The following is a 24,158-nucleotide window of genomic DNA, read 5'->3' as shown; positions in this document are numbered from 1 at the left end:
GTCGGGCTCGGGATGCCGGCCCTGCCCGCCAAGCCGTACCCGGCGGAGGTGCACGCCAGGCTGGCCGCGGACGCGGCCGAGCTGATCGGCCGCTACCCGGTGGCCCGCAGCGCCCTGCTGCCGCTGCTGCACCTCGTCCAGGCGGAGGAGGGCTGCGTCACGCCGACCGGGATCCGGTTCTGCGCCGAGCAGTTGGAACTGACCACCGCCGAGGTCACCGCCGTCGCCACCTTCTACACCATGTACCGGCGCAGGCCCGCAGGTAAGTACCACGTGGGGGTCTGCACCAACACCCTCTGCGCGGTGCTCGGCGGGGACCAGATCTTCGACGACCTCCAGCAGCACCTGGGGATCGGGAACAACGAGACCACCGCCGACGGCGAGATCTCGATCGAGCACATCGAGTGCAACGCGGCCTGCGACTACGCCCCCGTGGTGATGGTCAACTGGGAGTTCTTCGACAACCAGACCCCCGAGAGCGCCCGGCAGCTGGTCGACGACCTGCGCGCGGGCGCCGAGGTGCAGCCCACCCGCGGGGCCAGGCTCTGCTCCTTCAAGGAGAGTTCGCGCATCCTGGCGGGCTTCCCCGACGAGCGCCCCGGCGCGGTCGACGCCTCCGGCGCGGGTGGCGCGCCCTCGCTCGCCGGCCTGCGGCTGGCCCGGGGCGAGGCACTGCCCGGCACGGCGGGGACGAAGGTCGTCTCGCCCCGGCACGAAGGGACGGAAGCGTGATGACCTCCGCAGAGCCGGCCGAGAAGCTGCTCACCCCCGTACTGTCCGCCTCCTGGGACGACGACCGCCCCTGGACGCTCGCCACCTACCGCCGGCACGCCGGGTACGAGGGCCTGCAGGCCGCCCTCGCGATGCCGCCGGACGACCTGATCGCCCTGGTCAAGGACTCCGGACTGCGCGGTCGCGGCGGCGCCGGCTTCCCGACCGGGATGAAGTGGCAGTTCATCCCGCAGAACGACGGCAAGCCGCACTACCTGGTGGTCAACGCGGACGAGTCCGAGCCGGGCACCTGCAAGGACATCCCGCTGCTCTTCGCCAACCCGCACTCGCTGATCGAGGGCATGATCATCGCCTCGTACGCGATCCGCTGCGACCACGCCTTCATCTACCTGCGCGGCGAGGTCGTCCCGGTGCTGCGCCGGCTGCAGGCCGCCGTCGCCGAGGCCTACGAGGCCGGCTACCTCGGCAAGGACATCCTCGGCTCCGGGATCGACCTGGACATCACCGTCCACGCCGGCGCCGGCGCGTACATCTGCGGCGAGGAGACCGCGCTGCTCGACTCGCTGGAGGGCCGGCGCGGCCAACCCCGGCTGCGCCCGCCGTTCCCGGCCATCGCGGGCCTCTACGCCTGCCCGACGGTGGTCAACAACGTCGAGTCGATCGCCTCGGTGCCGCCGATCCTGGCCCGCGGCAAGGAGTGGTTCAAGTCGCTGGGGACGGAGAAGTCCCCCGGCTTCACCCTCTACTCGCTGTCCGGGCACGTCACCAACCCCGGCCAGTACGAGGCCCCGCTCGGCGTCACGCTGCGCCAGCTGCTGGACATCAGCGGCGGCGTCCGGGCCGGCCACCGGCTCAAGTTCTGGACCCCGGGCGGCTCCTCCACCCCGATGTTCACCGACGAGCACCTCGACGTACCCCTCGACTACGAGGGCGTCGGCGCGGCCGGCTCGATGCTCGGCACCAAGGCGCTGCAGGTCTTCGACGAGACCACCTGCGTGGTGCGGGCGGTGACCCGGTGGACCGAGTTCTACGCCCACGAGTCCTGCGGCAAGTGCACCCCCTGCCGTGAGGGGACGTACTGGCTCGTCCAGCTGCTGCGCCGGATCGAGGCGGGCCAGGGCTCCGCCGGCGACCTGGAGAAGCTGCTCGACATCGCCGACAACATCAACGGCAAGTCCTTCTGCGCGCTCGGCGACGGCGCCGCCAGCCCGATCGTCTCCTCGCTCCAGCACTTCCGGGCCGAGTACGAGCAGCACCTCACCGAGCGCCGCTGCCCCTTCGACCCGGCGGCCTCCACCGTCTGGGCCGACGCGCACCGCAACGGCCACCCGTCCGCCACCGAAAGGGAGGTGCACGCATGACCATCACAGAGCCGACCGCCTCCAGGGCGGCGGTGGAGCTGGTCACGCTCACCATCGACGGCGTCGAGGTCCAGGTCCCCAAGGGCACCCTGGTCATCCGCGCCGCCGAGCAGATCGGCACCCAGATCCCGCGTTTCTGCGACCACCCGCTGCTCGCCCCGGCCGGCGCCTGCCGGCAGTGCATCGTGGAGGTCGAGGGCCAGCGCAAGCCGGTCGCCTCCTGCACCATCCCGGTCGCCGAGGGCATGGTGGTCCGCACCCAGGTCTCCTCGCCGGTCGCGGAGAAGGCCCAGCGCGGGGTGATGGAGCTGCTGCTCATCAACCACCCGCTGGACTGCCCGGTCTGCGACAAGGGCGGCGAGTGCCCGCTGCAGAACCAGGCGATGTCCACCGGCGGCGCCGACTCCCGCTTCGACGGCATGAAGCGCACCTACCAGAAGCCGGTGCCGATCAGCAGCCAGGTGCTGCTGGACCGCGAGCGCTGCGTGCTCTGCGCCCGCTGCACCCGGTTCTCCCAGGAGATCGCCGGCGACCCGTTCATCGACCTGGTCGAGCGCGGCGCGCTCCAGCAGGTCGGCACCGGCGAGGGCGACGACTTCCAGTCGTACTACTCCGGCAACACCATCCAGATCTGTCCGGTCGGCGCCCTCACCTCGGCCGCCTACCGGTTCCGCTCGCGGCCCTTCGACCTGGTCTCCTCGCCCAGCGTCTGCGAGCACTGCTCGTCCGGCTGCGCGCAGCGCACCGACCACCGGCGCGGCAAGGTGCTGCGGCGCCTCGCCGGCGAGGACCCGGCGGTGAACGAGGAGTGGAACTGCGACAAGGGCCGCTTCGCGTTCCGCTACGCCCAGCAGCGCGACCGGCTCACCACCCCGCTGGTCCGCGACGCCGCCACCGGCGAACTCGTCGCCGCCTCCTGGCCGGAGGCGCTGGCCGCGGCGGCCGCCGGGCTCACCGGCGCCCGCGCGGCGGTGCTGGCCGGCGGCCGGGTCACCGTCGAGGACGCCTACGGCTACGCGAAGTTCGCCCGGTCGGTGCTCGGCACCAACGACGTCGACTTCCGGTCCCGCCCGCACAGCGGCGAGGAGGCGGACTTCCTGGCCGCCGCCGTCGCCGGGCGCGGGGTCGACCTCGGGGGCACCTCCCGCCCGGAGGGTGGGGGAGGCGAGGGCGTCACGTACGAAGAGTTGGAGGCGGCGCCGGCCGTGCTGCTCGCGGGCTTCGAGCCCGAGGAGGAGTCGCCGATCGTCTTCCTGCGGCTGCGCAAGGCCAACCGGGCGAGCGGCCTCAAGGTCTTCTCGGTCGCCAGCCACGCCTCCCGCGGGCTCGCCAAGCTGCACGGCGCGCTGCTGCCCGCCGCCCCCGGCACCGAGGCCGAGTGGCTGTCGGCGCTGGCCGCCGACGAGGCGCTCGGCGACGACGCCGGCCGCGCGGCGCTGCTGCTCAGGGAGCCCGGCGCGGTGATCCTGGTCGGCGAGCGGCTGGCCGGTACGGCCGGGGCGCTCACCGCCGCGCTGCGCCTCGCGCACAGCACCGGCGCCCGGCTGGCGTGGATCCCGCGCCGGGCCGGGGAGCGCGGCGCCGTCGAGGCCGGCGCGCTGCCCGGGCTGCTGCCCGGCGGCCGTCCCGCCTCGGTGCCCGCGGCCCGGGCGGAGACCGCAGCCGTCTGGGGCGTCGCCGAACTGCCGACCCGGCTCGGCCGGGACACCGACCAGATCCTCGCGGCGGCCGCCCACGGCGACCTGGACGCGCTGGTGGTCGGCGGCGTCGACCCGGGGGACCTCGCGGACCCGGCGCTGGCCGAGGAGGCGCTGGCCCGGGTGCCGTTCCTGGTCTCGCTCGAACTGCGGCCCTCGGCCGTCACCGCGCACGCGCACGTCGTGCTGCCGGTGGCCGCCGTCGCGGAGAAGGCCGGCACCTTCCTGGACTGGGAGGGCCGGGTCCGGATGTTCGAGCCGGCCCTCAAGCCGGACCAGCAGATGGGACGCCACCTGTACTCGGACGTCCGGGTGCTGAACATGCTGGCCGACGCGCTCGGCCACCGGCTCGGTCTGCCCGACGTCCGGGCCGCCCGGCTGGAGCTGGACGCCTTCACCCCGTGGGCCGGCGACCGCCCGGCCGCCCCCGCCGCGCACCCCGCCCCGCTGCCCCGGCCGGCCACCGGCCAGGCGGTGCTGGCCGGTTGGCGGCAGCTGCTGGACAACGGTTCGCTGCAGCAGGGCGACGTCCACCTGGCGGGCACCCGGCACCCGGCCGTCGCCCGGCTCTCGCCGGCCACCGCCGAGGAGATCGGCGCCACCGAGGCGCTGCGGCTGACCGGCCCGGCCGGGTCGGTGGTGCTGCCGCTGGAGATCACCAAGGAGCTCCCGGACCGCACGGTCTGGATCCCGCTCAACTCCACTCCGGGCGGCGCCCACCGGGCGCTCGGCACCACGGTCGGCCACCTGGTCACCATCGCCCCGGCCGCGCCCGGGGCCCTCGCGCCCGCCGAGGCCGCGGCCCCCGCCGGAGCCGAAACGGAGGAGGCCCGATGAACCACCTCGCCGCCTACGAGACCCTGGGCTTCTTCGGCCGCGACCCCTGGTGGCTGGTCCTGCTCAAGGCCGTGTTCGTGTTCGCGTTCCTGGTCGGGACGGTGCTGATCGCCATCGTCTGGGAGCGCAAGGTGGTGGCCTGGATGCAGTTGCGCATCGGGCCCAACCGGCACGGCCCCTGGGGCCTGCTGCAGTCCCTCGCGGACGGCATCAAGCTGGCCCTGAAGGAGGACCTGGTCGTCACCGGGGCCGACAAGGTGGTCTACATCCTGGCCCCGATCGTCTGCGCCGTCCCGGCGTTCATGGCCTTCGCGGTGATCCCGTTCGGCCCGGCCGGCGACGAGATCTCGATCTTCGGCACCCGGACCCCGATGCAGCTGACCGACTTCCCGGTGGCGCTGCTCTACATCCTGGCGACCGCGTCGATCGGGATCTACGGCATCGTGCTCGCCGGCTGGTCCTCCGGCTCGACGTACCCGCTGCTCGGCGGCATCCGCTCGGCCGCGCAGATGGTCAGCTACGAGATCGCGATGGGCCTGTCCTTCGCGGCGGTGTTCATCTACTCGGGGTCGATGTCGACCTCGGAGATCGTCGCCTCGCAGCAGCCGACCTGGTTCGCGGTGCTGCTCCCGGTGTCGTTCATCGTCTACGTCATCGCGATGGTCGGCGAGACCAACCGGGCGCCGTTCGACCTCCCGGAGGCCGAGGGCGAGCTGGTCGGCGGCTTCAACACCGAGTACAGCTCGCTGAAGTTCGCGATGTTCATGCTGGCGGAGTACGTCAACATGGTCACCGTCTCGGCGGTCGCCTCCACGCTGTTCCTCGGCGGCTGGCGGGCCCCCTGGCCGGTGTCGGCCTTCTGGGAGGGCGCCAACCACGGCTGGTGGCCGATGCTGTGGCTCACGCTGAAGATCCAGCTGCTGCTGTTCTTCTTCATCTGGCTGCGCGGCACCCTGCCCCGGCTGCGCTACGACCAGTTCATGAAGCTGGGCTGGAAGGTCCTGATCCCGGTCTCGCTGGTCTGGCTGGTCATGGTCGCCAGCGTCCGCGCCCTGCGCAACGAGGGCTACGGGTTCGGCGAGGTGGTGCTGTACGTCGGAGCCCCGGTGGGCGCCCTGCTGCTGCTCGCGCTGCTGCGGGACGTCCTGCGGCGCAAGCCCGAACCGGACGGCGAGGGCCGCCCGGCCGACGGCGGGGCCTTCGACCCGATGGCCGGCGGCTACCCCGTACCGCCGCTGCCCGGGCAGGAGTTGCCGCCCGTCCCGCGCCGGCGCAGCCGGGCCCCGCAACTCCAGGACGCGCTGAACGGCGCCGACCATTCCGAAGGGAGCTGAACCGAGATGTCGGACGACACCGAGAAGTCATCGATTCTGGGCCCGGCCGCAGGCTTCGGCGTGACCTTCCAGGCCATGTTCAAGAAGCGGCTGACCGAGCAGTACCCGGAGCAGAAGAAGCCCACCGCTCCGCGCTTCCACGGCCGCCACCAGCTCAACCGGCACCCGGACGGCCTGGAGAAGTGCGTCGGCTGCGAGCTGTGCGCCTGGGCCTGCCCGGCCGACGCCATCTACGTCGAGGGCGCCGACAACACCGACGAGGAGCGCTACTCCCCGGGGGAGCGCTACGGCGCGGTCTACCAGATCAACTACGCCCGCTGCATCCTCTGCGGGCTCTGCATCGAGGCGTGCCCGACCCGGGCGCTGACCATGACGAACGAGTACGAGCTGGCCGACTCCTCCCGGCAGGACCTGATCTTCACCAAGGAGCAGCTGCTGGCCGGGCTCACCGAGGGCATGGTCGACTCGCCGCACGCGATCTACCCCGGCGCCGACGAGGGCGCCTACTACCGCGGTGAGATCACCGCGGCGGCGCCCGGGACGGAGCCGCAGGTGCCCGCCTCGCGCCGGACCGCGGACGAGGAGGTGGCCGGGTGAACGCCCTCGCCGTGACCGGCGCCGCCTCCACCGGCGAGGCGGTGCAGTTCTGGATCCTCGCGGTGATCGCGGTGGGCGGCGCGCTCGGCATGCTGCTGATGCGCAAGGCCGTGCACAGCGCGCTCTGCCTGGCCGCCACCATGATCGCGCTGGCGGTCTGTTACATGGCCCAGGGCGCGGTGTTCCTGGGCGTCGTGCAGATCGTCGTCTACACCGGCGCGATCATGATGCTCTTCCTGTTCGTGATGATGCTGGTCGGCGTCACCTCCGAGGACTCCCTCAAGGAGCAGTTGAAGGGCCAGCGGATCGCCGCGGTGCTCTGCGGCCTCGGCTTCGGGGTGCTGCTGATCACCGGCATCGCCCACGCGAAGCTCGACCACTTCACCGGCCTCGCCGACGCCAACGCCGAGGGCAACGTGCAGGGCCTGGCCCGGCTGATCTTCACCAGGTACGTCTGGGCCTTCGAGGTCACCGGCGCCCTGCTGATCACGGCCGCGATCGGCGCCATGGTGCTCACCCACCGCGAGCACGTGAAGGCCCCCAGCACCCAGCGCGAGCTGGCCGCCCAGCGGGTCAGGGACAACATCCAGGTGCCGCCGATGCCGGCGCCCGGCGTGTACGCCCGGCACAACGCGGTCGACGTCCCGGGCCTGCTGCCGGACGGCTCGATCGCCGAGGACTCGGTGATGGCCACCCTGCGCGAGCGCGGCCAGATCCGCGACGTCAGCCAGGAGATGCTGGAGCGGATGGCCGAGCTGGAGGAGACCACCGCCGACTGGCTGGGCCGGCCCTCCTCCGCGCGGCCCCCGGTGGCGGCCCCGGAGCAGCGCCGGGCGCTGGAGAAGGTACCGACCGCGAAGTCCCAGTCCGCAGAGGAGGGTTCGCAGTGAACCCCGTCAACTACCTCTACCTGGCAGGCCTGCTGTTCACCATCGGGGCCAGCGGGGTGCTGATCCGGCGCAACGCGATCGTGCTGTTCATGTGCGTCGAGCTGATGCTCAACGCCTCGAACCTGGCCCTGGTCACCTTCTCCCGGCTGCACGGCAACCTGGACGGCCAGATCATCGCGTTCTTCACCATGGTGGTCGCGGCGGCCGAGGTCGTCGTCGGCCTCGCCATCATCGTGTCCATCTTCCGGACCAGGCACTCGGCTTCGGTCGATGACAGCAACCTGATGAAGCTGTAGGCGGAGGGCCCACGGTGAACTCTCTCATTCCGCTGCTCGTGGCGGCCCCGCTGGCCGGCGCCGCCCTGCTGCTGCTCGGCGGGCGCCGACTGGACCGGTTCGGCCACTGGCTGGGCACGGCCGTCGCCGCGCTCTCGTTCGGCTTCGCACTGGCGCTGTTCGCGTCGATGCTGGGCCGTGCCACCGCCGAACGCCAGGTCGACGTCCGGCTGTTCAGCTGGATCCCGGTGAACGGCTTCCAGGCCGACATGGCGTTCCAGCTCGACCAGCTCTCGATCACCTTCGTCCTGCTGATCACGGGTGTCGGCACGCTGATCCACCTCTACTCGGTGGGTTACATGGCGCACGACGAGCGCAGGCGACGCTTCTTCGCCTACCTCAACCTGTTCCTGGCGGCCATGCTGCTGCTGGTGCTGGCGGACAACTACCTCCTGCTGTACGTCGGCTGGGAGGGCGTGGGCCTCGCCTCGTACCTGCTGATCGGGTTCTGGCAGCACAAGCCGAGCGCCGCGACGGCCGCCAAGAAGGCGTTCCTGGTCAACCGGGTCGGCGACCTGGGGCTGTCGATCGCGATCATGCTGATGTTCGCCGAGTTCGGCAGCTTCGCCTTCGGGCCGCTGCTCGGCTCGGAGGGCTCGGCCGGTGCGGTCGGCGACGCGAGCGAGGGCAAGCTGACGGCGATCGCGCTGATGCTGCTGCTCGCCGCCTGCGGCAAGTCGGCCCAGGTGCCGCTGCAGTCCTGGCTCGGCGACGCGATGGAGGGCCCGACCCCGGTCTCGGCCCTCATCCACGCCGCCACCATGGTCACCGCCGGCGTCTACCTGATCACCCGGTCCGCCCCGATCTTCAACCTGGCGCCGGACGCGCAGACCGCCGTCGTGGTGGTGGGCGCGGTCACGCTGATCTTCGGTGCGATCGTCGGTTGCGCCAAGGACGACATCAAGAAGGCGCTGGCCGGCTCGACCATGTCGCAGATCGGCTACATGATCCTGGCGGCCGGTCTCGGTCCGATCGGCTACGCGTTCGCGATCATGCACCTGGTGACCCACGGGTTCTTCAAGGCCGGGCTCTTCCTCGGCGCCGGATCGGTCATGCACGGCATGAACGACGAGGTGAACATGCGGTACTACGGCGGCCTGCGCAAGTACATGCCGGTCACCTTCGTCACCTTCGGCCTCGGGTACCTGTCGATCATCGGGTTCCCCGGCCTGTCGGGCTTCTTCTCCAAGGACAAGATCATCGAGGCGGCCTTCGCGAAGGGCGGCACCGAGGGCTGGATCCTCGGCCTGTGCACCCTGCTCGGCGCCGCCGTCACCGCGTTCTACATGACCCGCGTGATGATCCTGACCTTCTTCGGCGAGAAGCGCTGGCAGCCGGACGCCGAGGGCAACGAGCCGCACCCGCACGAGTCGCCGCGGACGATGACCCTCCCGATGATCGTGCTGGCCTTCGGCTCGGTCTTCGCCGGCGGGCTGTTCACCCTCAACAGCTCCTTCCTGCACTGGCTGGAGCCCGTCACCGGCCACGCGGAGGGCGACTCCCCGCTGAGCCCGCTCACCGTCACCCTGCTCGCCACCGTGTGCATGCTGGTCGGCGTCGGGATCGCCTACCTCATGTACGCGCGCTCGCAGGTGCCCGTCGTCCCGCCGGTCGGCTCCCCGCTGACCCGCGCCGCCCGCCGCGACCTGCTCCAGGACGAGTTCAACCACGCCGTCCTGGTCCGCCCCGGCTCGGCCCTGGCGGCGGCGCTGGTCTTCTTCGACAGCAGGGGCCTGGACGGCTTCGTGAACGGCCTCGCCGCCACCATCGGCGGGGTCTCCAGCCGTCTGCGCCGCGTCCAGAACGGCTACGTCCGCTCGTACGCGCTCTCCATGTTCGGCGGCACGCTGGTGCTGGTCGCCACCACTCTCCTGATGAGGTCGGTCTGATGATGGGCAGCCAGTACTCCACACGTCAGGAGGTCCGGCCATGAGCTACCTGCTGACCGCCACCTGCGCCGTCCCGGCGGCCGGCGCGGTGCTCACCGCCGCACTGCCCGCCGGGTCGGACGAGGGGCGCCGGCGCGTCACCAAGCTGGTGGCGCTGGGCGTCTCGCTCGCCACCCTCCTCCTCGCGGCCGTCGTCGCGGTGCGGTTCGAGCCCGGTGGGGCGCGCTACCAGTTCACCGAGTCGCACAGCTGGATCAGGTCCTTCGGGATCACCTTCTCGCTGGGCGCCGACGGCATCGGCACCGTGCTGGTGCTGCTGACGGCGGTGCTGGTCCCAGTGGTGCTGCTGGCCTCCTGGCACGACGCCGATCCGGCGCCGGCGCCCGAGGGGGCCTCGGCCGCCGCCCCCGGCACCTTCGAGAACCGGCGCCGGACCCAGGCCTTCTTCGCGCTGATCCTGGCCGTCGAGGCGATGGTGGTCGTCTCGTTCCTGGCCACCGACGTCTTCGTGTTCTACGTCTTCTTCGAAGCCATGCTGATCCCGATGTACTTCCTGATCGGCGGCTTCGGCGACCGCGCCGGGGGCCCGGAGTCGGCGCGCCAGCGCAGCTACGCCGCGGTGAAGTTCCTGCTCTACAACCTGCTCGGCGGCCTGGTCATGCTGGCCGCGGTGATCGGGCTGTACGTGATCGCGCAGGGCCAGGGCTTCGCCACCTTCGACCTGCCGACGCTGACCGGCGCGATCGCCGACGGCAAGCTGGTCGTCAACCCCACCGCCGAGAAGGCGCTCTTCCTGGGCTTCTTCTTCGCGTTCGCGGTGAAGGCGCCGCTGTGGCCGCTGCACACCTGGCTGCCCAACGCGATGGGGGAGTCGACCGCCGGGACGGCGGTGCTGATCACGGCCGTCGTCGACAAGGTCGGCACCTTCGCGATGCTCCGCTTCTGCCTGGGCCTGTTCCCGGACGCCTCGAAGACCTTCGCCCCGGCGATCCTCGTCCTCGCGGTGATCGGCATCATGTACGGCGCGCTGCTGGCCGTCGGCCAGAAGGACATCAAGCGGCTGATCGCGTACGCCTCGATCTCGCACTTCGGCTTCATCATCATGGGCATCTTCGCGATGACCAGCCAGGGGCAGAGCGGCGCGACCCTCTACATGGTCAACCACGGCATCTCCACCGCCGCGTTGATGCTGGTCGCGGGGTTCCTGATCTCGCGGCGCGGGTCGCGGCTGATCGCCGACTACGGCGGCGTGCAGAAGGTCGCCCCGGTGCTGGCCGGCACCTTCCTGATCGGTGGCCTGGCGACGCTGTCGCTGCCGGGCCTGGCACCGTTCGTGAGCGAGTTCCTCGTCCTGGTCGGCACGTTCACCCGGTACCCGGTGATCGGCGTCATCGCCACCTTCGGCATCGTGCTGGCCGCGCTGTACGTCCTGGTGCTCTACCAGCGCACCATGACCGGCCCGGTCAAGGCCGGCATCGGCGGGATGCCCGACCTCAAGGTCCGCGAACTCGCCGTGGTGGCGCCGCTGGTGGCGCTCACCATCCTGCTGGGCGTCTACCCGAAGCCGCTCACCGACATCGTCAACCCGGCGGTGGACGCCACCCTCTCCCAGGTCCACGAGACCGACCCGGCGCCGGCCCACCCGGTGGCCGCCACCCCAGGAGGTGAGCACAAGTGATGAGCCAGTGGCTCGCCGCCGCGGGCGGCAACAGCCCCAGCATCCCGGCGCCGCACGTCGAGTACGGGCAGCTCTCCCCGATGCTGGTGGTGTTCGGTGCCGCCATCGCCGGGATCCTCGCCGAGGCCTTCCTGCCCCGGCGGGCCCGGTACTGGTCGCAGATCGCGATCGCCCTGCTCGGCCTCGCCGGCGCGTTCACCGCGGTGGTCGTGCTCGCCGCGCAGGGCTACGGCTCCACCAAGGTCGACCTGCTGGCGATGGGCGCGGTGGCCCTCGACGGGCCGGCGCTGTTCCTGCAGGGCGTGATCCTGCTGATCGCGGTGGTCGCGGTGTTCACCTACGCGGAGCGCAGGCTGGAGCCGAGGGCCGGCGGGGTCCCGGTGGACGCCTTCGTCGCGCAGGCCGCGGCCACCCCCGGCGGGGAGCACGAGCGGGCCGCGATCCGGGCCGGCTTCGCCAGCACCGAGGTCTTCCCGCTCACCATGTTCGCGGTCGGCGGCATGCTGCTCTTCCCGGCCGCCAACGACCTGCTGACCATGTTCGTGGCGCTGGAGGTCCTCTCCCTCCCGCTCTACCTGCTCTGCGCGCTCGCCCGCCGCCGCCGGCTGCTCTCCCAGGAGGCCGCCGTCAAGTACTTCCTGCTGGGCGCGTTCGCCTCGGCGTTCTTCCTGTTCGGCACGGCGCTGCTGTACGGCTACGCGGGCAGCGTCCGGCTCGGTGACATCGCCGACGTCATCTCGGGCGAGGCGCCGGCCACCCAGGCGCTGCTGAGCACCACCCAGAACGACTCCCTGCTGCTGATCGGCCTGGCGCTGCTCTCGGTCGGCCTGCTCTTCAAGATCGGCGCGGTGCCGTTCCACTCCTGGACCCCGGACGTCTACCAGGGCGCCCCGACGCCGGTCACCGGCTTCATGGCGGCGGCGACCAAGGTGGCCGCGTTCGGCGCCCTGATGCGGCTGTTCTACGTGGCCTTCCCCGGACTGCGCTGGGACTGGCGGCCGGTGATGTGGGGGGTCGCGATCCTCACCATGGTGGTCGGCGCCGTCCTGGCGGTCACCCAGCAGGACGTGAAGCGCCTGCTGGCGTACTCCTCGATCGCGCACGCCGGCTTCATCCTGACCGGCGTGATCGCCACCAACAAGCAGGGCCTGAGCGCGGTGCTCTTCTACCTGCTGGCGTACTCCTTCGTGACGCTCGGCGCCTTCGCCGTCGTCACGCTGGTCCGCGACTCCAAGGGCGAGGCCACCCACCTCTCCAGCTGGGCCGGGCTGGGCCGGCGCTCGCCGCTGCTGGCGGCGGTCTTCGCGCTCTTCCTGCTGGCCTTCGCGGGCATCCCGCTCACCTCGGGCTTCACCGGTAAGTTCGCGGTCTTCCAGGCCGCGGCGGCGGGCGGCGCCACGCCGCTGGTCATCGTGGGTGTGCTGAGCTCGGCGGTGGCGGCGTTCTTCTACATCAGGGTCATCGTGCTGATGTTCTTCTCCGACCCGCAGCCGGGCGGTCCGACGGTGGCCGTGCCGAGCGCGTTCACGGCGACCGCCATCGGTGTCGGTGTGCTGGTCACGCTGGGTCTGGGGCTGCTCCCGCAGTACTTCCTCGACCTCGCGTCGAAGGTCTCGCCGTTCGTCCGCTAGCGGCCCCGCACCGAGGTCCGGGACGTGCCCGTCGGCGCGTCCCGGACCCTCGCGCTCTTCCCGCCCGTGCCGTCCGGCCCGGGCCCGGTCGGCCCGACCATGACAGACCCGCACGCCCGTGCAGTGATCCACTCGTGACCGGATACCCTGCCTGTATGGCCAGCGGCGGCACTCAGGGACCAGGCCGCTAGATCGACCAGGGACAGGAGTGGTCTTCGTGACCGTCGTGGGACCCTTCGGGCTCAGCGTGCAGGACCGCGATCTGACCCGCGACGTCCAGACCGGCATGGACGCGGTGGAAGCCGCGCTCGCCGAGACCGTCAAGAGCGACGTCCCCTTCATCACCATCACCGCCAGCCATCTCATCGAGGCCGGCGGCAAGCGCTTCCGCCCGCTGCTCGTGATGCTGGCCGCGCAGTTCGGCGACCCGTACGCCCCCGGCGTCGTCCCGGCGGCCGTGGTGGTCGAGCTGACCCACCTGGCCACGCTCTACCACGACGACGTCATGGACGAGGCGCCGGTGCGCCGCGGCGCCCCCAGTGCCAACTCGCGCTGGGACAACTCGGTCGCCATCCTCACCGGCGACTTCCTGTTCTCCCGCGCCTCGCAGGTGCTCGCCGACCTCGGCCCGGAGGCCGTCCGGCTGCAGGCCGACGCCTTCGAGCGGCTGGTCACCGGCCAGATCCTGGAGACGGCCGGCCCCGGCCCCGAGGACGACGCACTGCGGCACTACCTCGACGTGATCGCCGGCAAGACCGGCTCGCTGGTCGCGGTCTCCTGTCGCTTCGGCGCCCTGATGTCCGGCGCGGAGCCGTGGATGGTCGACATCCTGACCCAGTACGGCGAGCGGATGGGCACCGCCTTCCAGCTGGCCGACGACGTCCTCGACATCGCCAGCGACGGCCACGAGTCGGGCAAGACCCCCGGCACCGACCTGCGCGAGGGCGTCCCCACCCTGCCGATCCTGCTGCTCCAGCAGATGCCCGCGGACGACGCCGACCCGGCGGACGCCCGGCTGCGCGAGCTGCTCCAGCTCGACCTCGCCGACGACGACCTGCACGGCGAGGCGCTGCGCCTGCTGCGCAAGCACCCCGCGCTGGAGCGCGCCCGCCGCGAGACGCTGCGCTACGCCGAGGAGGCGCGCGCGCTGCTCGACCCGCTGCCGGAGTGTCCGGCCAAGTCCGCCCTGCAGGGCCTGTGCGACGCGGTGGCGATCCGGACCATGTGAGGTCCGGTGCCGGCGCCCGGCCCGGTGCCGGGTTCGGGTCCGGGCGCCGGCACCGATAGGGAAGACTGAGGCTCCGTACCGTCAGTCCGCCCAGCCGGAAGGCCGCCATGCTTCGCGTCGTCATCGCCGAGGACTCCGTACTGCTGCGGGAGGGCCTCACCCGGCTGCTCACCGACCGCGGGCTGGAGGTCGTCGCGGGCGTCGGGGACGGCGAGGCGCTGCTGAAGACGATCCACGAACTGGCCGCCGCCGACGCCCTGCCGGACGTGGTGGTCGCCGACGTCCGGATGCCGCCGACCCACACCGACGAGGGCGTCCGGGCGTGCGTCACCCTGCGCGGCCTGTACCCGGCGCTGGGCGTGCTGGTGCTCTCCCAGTACGTCGAGGAGCAGTACGCCTCCGAGCTGCTGGCGGGCTCCACCCGGGGCGTGGGCTACCTGCTCAAGGACCGGGTGGCCGAGGTCCGTGAGTTCGTGGACGCGGTGGTCCGGGTGGCCGCCGGCGGCACGGCGCTGGACCCGGAGGTGGTGCAGCAGCTGCTCAGCCGCAGCCGCAAGGGCGACGTCCTGGCCGGTCTCACCCCGCGCGAGCGGGAGGTGCTGGGGCTGATGGCCGAGGGCCGGACCAACACCGCGGTGGCCAAGCAGCTGGTGGTCTCCGACGGCGCGGTGGAGAAGCACGTCAGCAACATCTTCCTCAAGCTGGGTCTGGCCCAGAGCCCCGAGGACCACCGCCGGGTGCTCGCGGTGCTCACCTATCTGAACTCCTGATATCCGCACTTCCCGGCCGGATCCCCGGCCGGGTGGCGGGAGTGTCCGGATTCCGGATTCCGGTGGGGGCGTGGCGGAGTTCCGGGGCCGCCGCGCGTGCGGAAAGAAGACATCGATGATGCAGTTCCCGCCGCACGTCGAAGTTCCGGCCTACGGATTACCCGCGCGCATAGGATGCGAAGGGTGCACCAGGCGGACGGGGCACACGGCTCACGCCCGCGGCTGATGCCCACGAGGAGGTCCGCCGCAGTGACCAGTCAGGTCGATCAGTCGGAGGCAGTGGACGGCTCGGACGGACACGAGGGAGCCTCGGGTCCGGTACCGCCGTCCGGGCCGCGGCCCAGGCGCCCCAAGCCGGTCAGACGGCTGGACCGGGTGATCATCCGGTTCGCGGGCGATTCGGGTGACGGAATGCAGCTCACCGGCGACCGGTTCACCTCGGAGACGGCGTCGTTCGGCAACGACCTGTCGACGCTGCCGAATTTCCCCGCGGAGATCCGGGCCCCCGCCGGAACCCTGCCGGGAGTGTCGAGTTTCCAGCTGCACTTCGCGGACCATGACATCCTCACGCCGGGGGACGCGCCGAATGTCCTGGTGGCGATGAATCCGGCCGCTCTCAAGGCCAATCTCGCCGACCTTCCGCGCGGCGCGGAGATCATCGTGAATACCGACGAGTTCACGAAACGCGCACTGGCGAAGGTGGGCTATTCGGCGGACCCCCTGGTGGACGGGTCACTGGAGGCCTTCCACCTGCACCGGGTGCCGCTGACCTCCATGACGCTGGAGGCGCTGAAGGACAGCGGGCTGGCGCGCAAGGACGCCGAGCGGGCGAAGAACATGTTCGCGCTGGGCCTGCTGTCCTGGATGTACCACCGGCCCACGCACGGGACGGAGGCGTTCCTGCGGACGAAGTTCGCCAAGAAGCCCGCGATCGCCGAGGCCAACGTCAGCGCCTTCCGGGCGGGGTGGAACTTCGGCGAGACCACGGAGGACTTCGCGGTCTCGTACGAGATCGCGCCGGCGGCGCTGCCCGCGGGCCGGTACCGCAACATCTCCGGGAACCTGGCACTGTCCTACGGCCTGATCGCGGCGGCGGAGCGGGCCGGGCTGCCGCTCTTCCTCGGCTCGTACCCGATCACACCGGCCTCGGACATCCTGCACGAGCTGAGCCGGCACAAGGACTTCGGCGTGCGGACCTTCCAGGCGGAGGACGAGATCGCCGGGATCGGCGCGGCGCTCGGGGCCGCCTTCGGGGGCGCGCTGGGGGTGACGACCACCTCGGGGCCCGGGGTGGCGCTGAAGTCGGAGGCGATCGGCCTGGCGGTCTCGCTGGAGCTGCCGCTGCTGGTGGTGGACATCCAGCGCGGCGGGCCGTCGACCGGCCTGCCGACCAAGACCGAGCAGGCGGACCTGCTGCAGGCGATGTTCGGGCGCAACGGCGAGGCGCCGGTGCCGATCGTGGCCCCGGCGACGCCGGCGGAGTGCTTCGCCGCGGCCCTGGAGGCGGCGCGGATCGCGGTGACCTACCGGACGCCGGTGTTCCTGCTCTCGGACGGCTACCTGGCGAACGGCTCGGAGCCCTGGCGGATCCCCGAGGTGGACGAACTCCCGGAGATCGCGCCGGACTTCGCACAGGGGCCGAACCACGTGCTGCCGGACGGCTCGGAGGCCTTCTGGCCGTACAAGCGGGACCCGCAGACCCTGGCCAGGCCGTGGGCGGTGCCCGGCACGGCGGGGCTGGAGCACCGGATCGGCGGGATCGAGAAGCAGGACGGCACCGGCAACATCTCCTACGATCCGGCCAACCACGACTTCATGGTCCGCACCCGGCAGGCCAAGATCGACGGCATCGCCGTCCCCGACGTCGAGGTCGACGATCCCGACGGCCGGGCCCGGGTGCTGGTGCTGGGCTGGGGCTCCACGTACGGTCCCATCGCCGCCGCGGTGCGCCGGGTGCGGGCCGACGGCGGCAGCGTGGCCCAGGCCCACCTGCGCCACCTCAACCCGTTCCCGGCGAACCTCGGCGCGGCGCTGAAGGCGTACGAGCGGGTGATCGTGCCGGAGATGAACCTCGGGCAGCTGGCGCTGCTGCTGCGGGCGAGGTACCTGGTGGACGCGCAGTCCTACAACCAGGTCCGCGGCCTGCCGTTCAAGGCGGCGCAGCTGGCGGACGTGCTCCTCGCCGCGATCGGAACCCTCGAAGGAGACCAGCAGTGACCGAACCGTTCCGCTCCCTCCACCTGGTTCCGAAAGCGGACGGCCCGCAGACCGCCAGGGACTTCAAGACCGACCAGGAGGTGCGCTGGTGCCCGGGCTGCGGGGACTACGCGATCCTCGCCGCCGTGCAGGCCTTCATGCCCGAGCTGGGCATCCGCCGGGAGAACACGGTGTTCGTCTCGGGGATCGGCTGCTCCTCGCGGTTCCCGTACTACATGAACACCTACGGGATGCACTCCATCCACGGGCGGGCGCCGGCGATCGCGACCGGCCTGGCCGCGTCCCGCCCGGACCTTTCGGTCTGGGTGGTGACGGGCGACGGCGACGCGCTGTCGATCGGCGGGAACCACCTGATCCACGCGCTGCGGCGGAACGTGAACCTGAAGATCCTGCTGTTCAACAACCGGATCTACGGGTTGACCAAGGGCCAGTACTCGCCGACCAGCGAGCTGGGGAAGGTCACCAAGTCCACGCCGATGGGCTCGCTGGACGCGCCGTTCAACCCGCTGTCGCTGGCGATCGGGGCGGAGGCCACCTTCGTCGCCCGGACCATCGACTCGGACCGCCAGCACCTCCAGTCGGTGTTGCGGGCGGCGGCCGAGCACGAGGGCACGGCCCTGGTGGAGATCTACCAGAACTGCAACATCTTCAACGACGGCGCCTTCGAGGTCCTGAAGGAGCCGGGGACGCGGGACGAGGCGCTGATCCGGCTGGAGCACGGCCGGCCGGTGACCTTCGCCGGCAAGGGCGTGCTGCGCGGCGCGGACGGCGAGCTCACGGTCGCCGAGCTGACGCCGGAGAACGAGGCCCGGGTACTGGTGCACGACGCGCACGCGGCGGGCCCCTCCACGGCCTTCGCGCTGTCGCGGATCGCGGACGCGGACACCCTGCACCACACGCCGATCGGGGTCCTGCGCAGCGTCCGGCGGCCGGTCTACGACGTGCTGATGGCGGAGCAGCTGGCCGCCGCCGAGGCGCAGCGCGGGCGGGGCGACCTGGCCGCCCTGCTGGCCGGCAACGACACCTGGACGGTCGGCTGAGCGAGCGGTCCCGACGGCGCCCCCGGAGCGGCCTCCGGGGGCGCCGTCGGCTGTGCCGGTCGACGGCGGGCGGGCGCTCCGGCCGGGGCGGGACCGGCGCGGGTGGGGTCAGCCGGTCCGGCCGTCGTACTGCTCGCGGGCCCGCTGGACGGCCGGCACGCGGCGCTCGGACCAGTGCGCCAGGGCGGCGACCAGTTCGGCGGCCTCCTCGCCCAGCGGGGTGAGGCTGTAGTCGACCCGCGGCGGGATCACCGGACGGGCCTCGCGCAGGACGAAGCCGTCGCGCTCCAGGGTCTGCAGGGTCTGGGCGAGCATCTTCTCGCTGACGCCGGAGACCCGGCGGCGCAGCTCGCTGAAGCGGTAGCCGCGCTCGCTCAGCGCGCCCAGGACGAGGACGCCCCAGCGGCTGGTGACGTGCTCCAGCACGCCCCGGGAGGGGCACATCCGGTCGTAGACGTCGGGGGCGCGGTCGAGCGCCGGGTTCTCCACGGGCACCTTCATGCTTACCTTCACATCAGTACCCTACTTCAAAGTGCGTACTTTCGAATAGTTAGTGCAGTCCTTAGGGTGAGTGTCGAAGCCAGCGACACCACCGAGGAGCACCACATGATCGTCGTCACCGCCGCCACCGGACAGCTCGGCCGCCTCGTCGTCGAGGGGCTGCTGGACGCCGTCCCCGCCACCGAGATCGCCGTCGCCGTGCGCTCGCCCGAGAAGGCCGCCGACTGGGCCGCCCGCGGCGTCGAGGTCCGGACCGCCGACTACAGCCGTCCCGAGACGCTGGCCGCCGCCTTCCGCGAGGGCGACCGGGTGCTGCTGATCTCCGGCAGCGAGGTCGGGCAGCGCGTCCCGCAGCACCTCGCGGTGGTGGCCGCCGCCAAGGCCGCCGGAGTCTCGCTGCTCGCGTACACCGGCGTGCTCGGCGGGGACGACGCCGGCTTCCGGCTCGCGGACGAGCACAAGGCGACCGAGGCCGCGGTCCGCGAGTCCGGCCTGCCGTTCGTGCTGCTGCGCAACGGCTGGTACACCGACAACTACACCGCCGACCTGGCGGGCACCGTGGAGCGCGGCGGCCCGGTGGGCAGCAGCGGCGACGGCCGGGTGGCCTCCGCCGCCCGCCGGGACTACGCGGCGGCGGCCGTGGCGGTGCTCACCGGCGAGGGCCACGAGGGTCGGGTGTACGAGCTGTCCGGCGACGTGGCCTGGAGCTTCGAGGAGTTCGCCGCGGAGCTGGCCGAGCAGACCGGCCGGCCGGTGGCCTTCCGCAACGTGACGGCCGACGAGCACCTGGGGGCGCTGCTCGGCGCCGGCCTGCCGCAGGCCTTCGCGGAGATCCTGGTGGACGTCGACGCGGCGATCGCCAGGGGCGAGCTGGCCCGCTCCAACGGCGACCTGGCCCGGCTGATCGGCCGTCCGACCACCCCGCTCGCCGAGACGCTGAAGGCCGCGCTGGCGCGCTGACCGCCCGGCCTCCGGGCTGTCATGACCAAAAACCTGATACGGAGATGACATCCTGCCCGCCGACCGCTACCGTCGGCTCGACATCGGTGCGCGCGGAGGGCAGGCGGTCATGCCAGAGACATCCCCACAGGAGGCCACCCGAGGCTTCTGGTTCGGAGTCGCCTCGTACGGGATGTGGGGGCTCTTCCCACTCTTCTGGCCCCTGTTGGAGCCCAGCCCCGCCGACGAGATCCTGGTCAACCGGATGGTCTGGTCGCTGCTCGCCGTCGTGGTGCTGCTGCTCCTCCAGCGCCACTGGGGCTGGATCAGGCCACTGCTGCGCCAGCCCCGCCGGCTCGCCATGTCGGCGGGGGCGGCCGCCGTCGTCTCCATCAACTGGGGCGTCTACATCTGGGGCGTCAACAGCGGGCACGTCGTCGAGACCAGCCTCGGCTACTTCATCAACCCGCTGGTCACCATCGCCTTCGGCGTCCTGCTGCTGCACGAGCGGCTGCGCCCGGCCCAGTGGGCGGCGGTCGGGATCGGCGCCCTCGCGGTCGCCGTCCTGAGCGTCGGCTACGGGCGGCTGCCGTGGATCGCGCTCACCCTCGCCTTCTCCTTCGCCGTCTACGGGCTGCTGAAGAAGAAGGTCGCGCTCAGCGGGCTGGAGAGCCTCGCGGTCGAGAGCGCCTTCATGTTCCCCTTCGCCCTCGGCTACCTGGTCTACCTCGCCGTCCGGGGCCAGGGCACCTTCGGCCACACCGTCCCCGGCTCGTACGGCTGGGGCCACTCGGGGCTGCTGGTGCTGAGCGGCCTGATCACCGCCGTCCCGCTGCTCTGCTTCGGTGCCGCGGCGGTACGCGTTCCGCTGACCATGCTCGGGCTGCTGCAGTACCTCGCGCCGGTGTTCCAGTTCCTGATCGGCATCGCGGTGTTCCACGAGACCATGGAGCCCGCCCGCTGGGCCGGCTTCGCCCTCGTCTGGGCCGCGCTCGCGCTGCTGACCTGGGACGCGCTGCGCCGGCTGCGGGCGGACCGGGCCGCGATCCTGGCCGCCACGACAGCTCCGGGCGCCAAGGCCGCCCCGACGCCGGTCGACGCCCCGGTCGCCGCGCCGGCCACCTCCGGCTGAGGGTGCGCCGGCCGGCGCGTTCGCCACCACGGCGGGCGCCGGCCGGACCGCTCCGACCGGCCCCGCTCCGACCCGGCCGCGCGGACGGGCCTCAGGCCGTGATGTCCCGGCTGGTGAAGCGGGACCACGCGGCGGAGCCGAAGACGGCCACGTAGAGCGCCTGCAGCCCGAGGTTCTTCAGGACGCCGTCCCAGTACATCGGCTCCCGCAGCAGGTCCCCGAAGCTCAGCCAGTGATGGCTGAAGAGGAACGGCTGGATCGCGTGCAGCTGCGGGAAGCTGTCCAGGATCTGCACCGTGATCACCAGGCCGACCGTGGTCGCCATCGCGGCGATGCCGCTGCCCGTCAGGGTCGACACGAACAGGCCGATCGCCACCAGCCCGGCGAGCGAGACCGCCACCACCCCGGCCACCAGCACGGCCCGCAGCAGCGCCTCGCCCAGGCCGATGGTGTCGCCCGAGATCAGCGTCACCTCGCCGAGCGGGAACAGCGCCGCCCCGGTGGCCAGCGCGGCCAGCCCGACCGTCACCGTCGCCGCCAGGCAGAACACCATCCCGGCCGCGAACTTGGCCACCAGCAGGCGGGTGCGCCCCGCCGGGGCGACCAGCAGGTAGCGCAGCGTCCCGGTGCTCGCCTCGCCCGCGATCGAGTCGCCGGCGACCACGCCGACCGTCATCGGCAGGAAGACCGGCAGCGCCACGGCCAGCGCGGTGAACACCAGGAACAGGCCGTTCTGGGTCACCTGCGCGATGAAGGCCGGGCCCTCGCCGCCGCGCGCACCCCCGGTCTCGATCCGCACCACGGTGCCGATCAGCACCGGCAGCAGCGCCAGCAGGCCCAGCAGGGCGATCGTCCTGGTCCGACGGAAGGTCAGCACCAGCTCGCTGCGCAGCAGCGCCAGGCTGCCCGCCGCCGTCCGCGGACGGCGGCCGGCGGCCGGAGCGGTGGCCGCCCGGGCCGTCCGTCCGGCGCCGCCCGGCGCCTCGGCGGCCGTCGTCTCAGCCCGCGACATCGAAGCCCTCCCCGGTCATCGCCACGAAGGCGTCCTCCAACGTGCCGCGCTCCACTCCGAAGCCCCGCACCCGCACCCCGGCCTCGACCAGCGCCGTGCAGAGCTTGGGCAGGGCGTCCTCCGACCCCGGGCCCGCCTCCGCCTCGACCCGGTCGGCGGCGGTGCGGATGCCGTCCAGCCCGTGGGCGGCCAGCACACCGGCCGCCTGCTCGACGTCCGCCGTACGGACCACCAGCCGGCCCTGGGCGCGGGCCGCCAGCTCCGCGACGGTGCCCTGCACCAGCAGCCGGCCGCGCGACATCACGGCGGCGTGCGTGCAGACCTGCTCGATCTCGTCCAGCAGGTGCGAGGAGAGGAACACCGTGGTGCCCTCCGCCGCCACCTCGCGGACCAGCGCCCGGATCTCCCGCATCCCCTGCGGGTCCAGGCCGTTGGTCGGCTCGTCCAGCACCAGCAGCTCGCGCGGCTGGAGCAGGGCGGCCGCCAGGCCCAGCCGCTGCTTCATGCCGAGCGAGTACGCCCGGGCCTTCTTGCCGGCCGCCGCCGTCAGCCCGACCCGCTCCAGCGCCTCGCGGACCCGGGCGTCCCGGCTGCGCGGGTCGGCCGTCGGGTCGGCGGCGTCGTACCGGGCGAGGTTGTCCCGCCCGGACAGGAAGCCGTACAGCGCGGGCCCCTCGATCAGGGCGCCGACCCGGGGCAGCACGGTGCCCGTCGACTGCGGCATGGACTCGCCGAGCACCGTCGCGCGTCCGGAGGTCGGGGCGATCAGGCCCATCAGCATCCGGATCGTGGTGGTCTTGCCGGAGCCGTTGGGGCCGAGGAACCCGAAGACGCTGCCCCGGGGCACCGTCAGGTCGAGTCCGTCCACGGCGAGCTGGCCGCCGCGGAAGCGCTTGGTGAGCCCGCTGGTGCTGATCACCGGGTCGGCCACCGGGTCGGCCACCGGGTCGGCCACCGGGTCGGCCGCCGGTCCGGAGGCTGCCGCGGGCCGGGCGGAGGGAGCCGCCACGGGGGCCGGACGCGCCTGCGGCGTCCGGCCCCCGGCGGGCTCCGTGGAGGGAGCCTGGGTCATCAGCGCACTCCGGCCGCACTCTGCAGGACGGGCAGCGTCACCGCGCCGGCGAACAGCCGGCCGTCCTCGGTGACCAGCGCGTTCAGCACCTTGGTGCTGATCAGCGTGCCGCCCTTGACCGGCTTGCCCAGCGCCTTGGCCAGCGACTGGACGCTCTGCCCGCCGAGCCTGTCGGCGGGCCCGCCCGTGCCGGCCGCGGGGAGCGTCCCGGTGGGGAGCTTCACCCCGACCACCGTCGTCCAGCCCTCGCCGGTCACGTTGACGGCGTCCTCGCCCACCCCGGCGCCCGGGGCGTCGCCCTGCCCGGCGGCGCCCTTCGGCTCGCCGGCCTTCGACTCGCCGCCTTCCCGGCCGGCCTTCGGCTCGGTGACCTTCGCCCCCTTGGGGAGGGTGAAGTCGAAGGTCTTCGGGTCCGGCTTGGCGAAGGAGACGTCCTGGAAGTGCGCGTCGAACACGGTGTCGCCAACCGCGGCCTTCACCAGCACGGACAGCGGAACGCCGGTGCCGGCGTCCACCGCGATCCGCACCTCGCCGAGCGTCGAGCCGGACTGCGTCGGCTTCACGCTCAGCCGGTAGGCCTTCCGGCCGGCCACCGTGGTGGTGCCGTCCGCCGTGACGGAGGTGCTGCCGGCGCTCAGCGCGAGGAACTGCTTCGCGGCCTCCTGCGGGGTGGTCGGCACGCCGGCCGGCAGGCCCGGCACCGGCGCGCGGCGCTCGGCGGCCTGCGGCCGGGCCAGGTGGAACGCCTGGTTGGAGGCGCTGTCCCAGGCCCAGGCCTCGTCGCCGTTGCGGACCAGCTCGTACTCGGCGAGCTTCTCGATCAGTCCGACCCGCTGGTGGTCCGGGCCGTCCACCGCGACCCGCAGGGTGTGCTCGCCGCCCAGCAGCCCGGCCAGCTTCGACTCCGGCGAGGCCGCCGACGGGTCGAAGCCCTGCGCGCCGCCGCCCTGGCCGCCGGTGCCGAGGCCGCCGACGGAGCCGAGCAGCTGGGCCGGTACGCCGAGGTCGGCGCTGATCCGCACGGTGCCCGAGAGCGTCGTGGTCTCGGCGCCGAGGGCCTTGGCCACCAGCTGCTCCGCCGTCAGGGCCGGCAGCTTCGGCCCGCCGTCGTCGGCGAGCGCCGGCACCAGGCCGATCCCGGCGGCGGCCACCCCGGCCACCACCACCGGCACCAGGACCCGCACCGCCGTCCGCCGCCCGGACCGGTACGCCGTGCCGCTCTCCCCGGGCCCGTCGCTCGTCTCGTCCCTCATCGCGTCATCCCCT

20 protein-coding genes are annotated in these 24,158 nt (G+C 72.6%); 16 read left to right on the top strand and 4 right to left on the bottom strand.

The genetic code is table 11. The features are described 5' to 3' along the window. Positions 1-12 precede the first annotated feature (12 nt). From nuoE to ACFTWP_RS03750, 14 genes are all read left to right on the top strand, one after another. Positions 13-732 carry an NADH-quinone oxidoreductase subunit NuoE gene (gene nuoE, locus ACFTWP_RS03815; RefSeq protein ID WP_380262725.1) on the top strand — a complete coding sequence of 240 codons (720 nt, stop codon included), beginning with the start codon at positions 13-15 and terminating at the stop codon, positions 730-732. Further along, entirely contained in the window at positions 732-2,093 is a 1,362-nt protein-coding gene (gene nuoF / locus ACFTWP_RS03810) for an NADH-quinone oxidoreductase subunit NuoF (RefSeq protein ID WP_380262337.1), read from the top strand. The genes nuoE and nuoF overlap by 1 nt, the downstream gene beginning before the upstream one ends. After that, positions 2,090-4,627, top strand: a complete 2,538-nt coding sequence (locus ACFTWP_RS03805) for an NADH-quinone oxidoreductase subunit G (protein ID WP_380262335.1) — start codon at positions 2,090-2,092, stop codon at positions 4,625-4,627. The genes nuoF and ACFTWP_RS03805 overlap by 4 nt, the downstream gene beginning before the upstream one ends. Next, the gene (nuoH, locus tag ACFTWP_RS03800) at positions 4,624-5,961 is read left to right on the top strand and encodes an NADH-quinone oxidoreductase subunit NuoH (protein ID WP_380262333.1); all 1,338 of its coding nucleotides are present in this window, start codon (positions 4,624-4,626) and stop codon (positions 5,959-5,961) included. The genes ACFTWP_RS03805 and nuoH overlap by 4 nt, the downstream gene beginning before the upstream one ends. Positions 5,962-5,967: 6 nt before the next feature. After that, on the top strand, positions 5,968-6,558 hold the full coding sequence (nuoI, locus tag ACFTWP_RS03795; protein WP_380262331.1) for an NADH-quinone oxidoreductase subunit NuoI: 591 nt from the start codon (positions 5,968-5,970) through the stop codon (positions 6,556-6,558). After that, positions 6,555-7,448 (top strand): NADH-quinone oxidoreductase subunit J, encoded by an 894-nt coding sequence (locus ACFTWP_RS03790; protein ID WP_380262329.1) that lies wholly within the window; start codon positions 6,555-6,557, stop codon positions 7,446-7,448. The genes nuoI and ACFTWP_RS03790 overlap by 4 nt, the downstream gene beginning before the upstream one ends. Further along, entirely contained in the window at positions 7,445-7,744 is a 300-nt protein-coding gene (gene nuoK / locus ACFTWP_RS03785) for an NADH-quinone oxidoreductase subunit NuoK (RefSeq protein WP_073924119.1), read from the top strand. The genes ACFTWP_RS03790 and nuoK overlap by 4 nt, the downstream gene beginning before the upstream one ends. A gap of 14 nt (positions 7,745-7,758) precedes the next feature. Then, positions 7,759-9,672 (top strand): NADH-quinone oxidoreductase subunit L, encoded by a 1,914-nt coding sequence (nuoL, locus tag ACFTWP_RS03780; RefSeq protein ID WP_380262326.1) that lies wholly within the window; start codon positions 7,759-7,761, stop codon positions 9,670-9,672. A 40-nt stretch (positions 9,673-9,712) separates the two neighbouring features. Further along, entirely contained in the window at positions 9,713-11,350 is a 1,638-nt protein-coding gene (locus ACFTWP_RS03775) for an NADH-quinone oxidoreductase subunit M (RefSeq protein ID WP_380262324.1), read from the top strand. After that, positions 11,350-12,981 (top strand): NADH-quinone oxidoreductase subunit NuoN, encoded by a 1,632-nt coding sequence (gene nuoN / locus ACFTWP_RS03770; RefSeq protein ID WP_380262322.1) that lies wholly within the window; start codon positions 11,350-11,352, stop codon positions 12,979-12,981. Before ACFTWP_RS03775 ends, nuoN begins: the two co-directional genes overlap by 1 nt. Before the next feature lie 217 nt (positions 12,982-13,198). Continuing rightward, complete coding sequence (locus tag ACFTWP_RS03765) at positions 13,199-14,209, top strand: polyprenyl synthetase family protein (RefSeq protein WP_380262320.1); 1,011 nt, start codon at positions 13,199-13,201, stop codon at positions 14,207-14,209. A 107-nt stretch (positions 14,210-14,316) separates the two neighbouring features. Beyond that, the gene (locus tag ACFTWP_RS03760; protein WP_380262318.1) at positions 14,317-14,979 is read left to right on the top strand and encodes a response regulator; all 663 of its coding nucleotides are present in this window, start codon (positions 14,317-14,319) and stop codon (positions 14,977-14,979) included. Between the two features lie 225 nt (positions 14,980-15,204). Continuing rightward, positions 15,205-17,196: a 2-oxoacid:acceptor oxidoreductase subunit alpha gene (locus ACFTWP_RS03755; RefSeq protein WP_380262316.1), complete on the top strand. Its 1,992-nt coding sequence runs from the start codon at positions 15,205-15,207 to the stop codon at positions 17,194-17,196. Further along, positions 17,193-18,236, top strand: coding sequence for a 2-oxoacid:ferredoxin oxidoreductase subunit beta (locus ACFTWP_RS03750; protein ID WP_380262314.1), 1,044 nt, complete (start codon positions 17,193-17,195; stop codon positions 18,234-18,236). Before ACFTWP_RS03755 ends, ACFTWP_RS03750 begins: the two co-directional genes overlap by 4 nt. Before the next feature lie 108 nt (positions 18,237-18,344). On the opposite strand, the gene ACFTWP_RS03745 is transcribed toward ACFTWP_RS03750, so the two are convergent. After that, on the bottom strand, positions 18,345-18,737 hold the full coding sequence (locus ACFTWP_RS03745; RefSeq protein ID WP_380262724.1) for a winged helix-turn-helix transcriptional regulator: 393 nt from the start codon (positions 18,735-18,737) through the stop codon (positions 18,345-18,347). Between the two features lie 105 nt (positions 18,738-18,842). On the opposite strand from ACFTWP_RS03745, the gene ACFTWP_RS03740 reads away from it, so the two are divergent. Together ACFTWP_RS03740 and rarD are read left to right on the top strand one after the other, a co-directional pair. Then, complete coding sequence (locus ACFTWP_RS03740; RefSeq protein ID WP_380262723.1) at positions 18,843-19,697, top strand: NAD(P)H-binding protein; 855 nt, start codon at positions 18,843-18,845, stop codon at positions 19,695-19,697. A gap of 109 nt (positions 19,698-19,806) precedes the next feature. After that, on the top strand, positions 19,807-20,808 hold the full coding sequence (gene rarD / locus ACFTWP_RS03735) for an EamA family transporter RarD (protein ID WP_380262312.1): 1,002 nt from the start codon (positions 19,807-19,809) through the stop codon (positions 20,806-20,808). Positions 20,809-20,899: 91 nt separating this feature from the next. Here rarD and ACFTWP_RS03730 read toward each other — a convergent pair whose 3' ends face one another. The 3 genes from ACFTWP_RS03730 to ACFTWP_RS03720 are packed head-to-tail and all read right to left on the bottom strand — an operon-like array spanning position 20,900 to position 24,145. After that, a complete protein-coding gene (locus ACFTWP_RS03730; protein WP_380262310.1) occupies positions 20,900-21,820 on the bottom strand; it encodes an ABC transporter permease in 921 nt (306 codons plus the stop codon). Further along, the gene (locus ACFTWP_RS03725) at positions 21,807-22,892 is read right to left on the bottom strand and encodes an ABC transporter ATP-binding protein (protein ID WP_380262308.1); all 1,086 of its coding nucleotides are present in this window, start codon (positions 22,890-22,892) and stop codon (positions 21,807-21,809) included. Before ACFTWP_RS03725 ends, ACFTWP_RS03730 begins: the two co-directional genes overlap by 14 nt. Then, positions 22,892-24,145, bottom strand: a complete 1,254-nt coding sequence (locus tag ACFTWP_RS03720) for an outer membrane lipoprotein carrier protein LolA (RefSeq protein ID WP_380262306.1) — start codon at positions 24,143-24,145, stop codon at positions 22,892-22,894. Before ACFTWP_RS03720 ends, ACFTWP_RS03725 begins: the two co-directional genes overlap by 1 nt. Between the last annotated feature and the right edge of the window lie 13 nt (positions 24,146-24,158).

Source organism: Kitasatospora sp. NPDC057015, from assembly GCF_042673745.1.
Classification (GTDB): Bacteria; Actinomycetota; Actinomycetes; order Streptomycetales; family Streptomycetaceae; genus Kitasatospora.
Note: the sequence above shows the minus strand (reverse complement) of the source record. Positions and strands in the feature narration are given on the sequence as shown.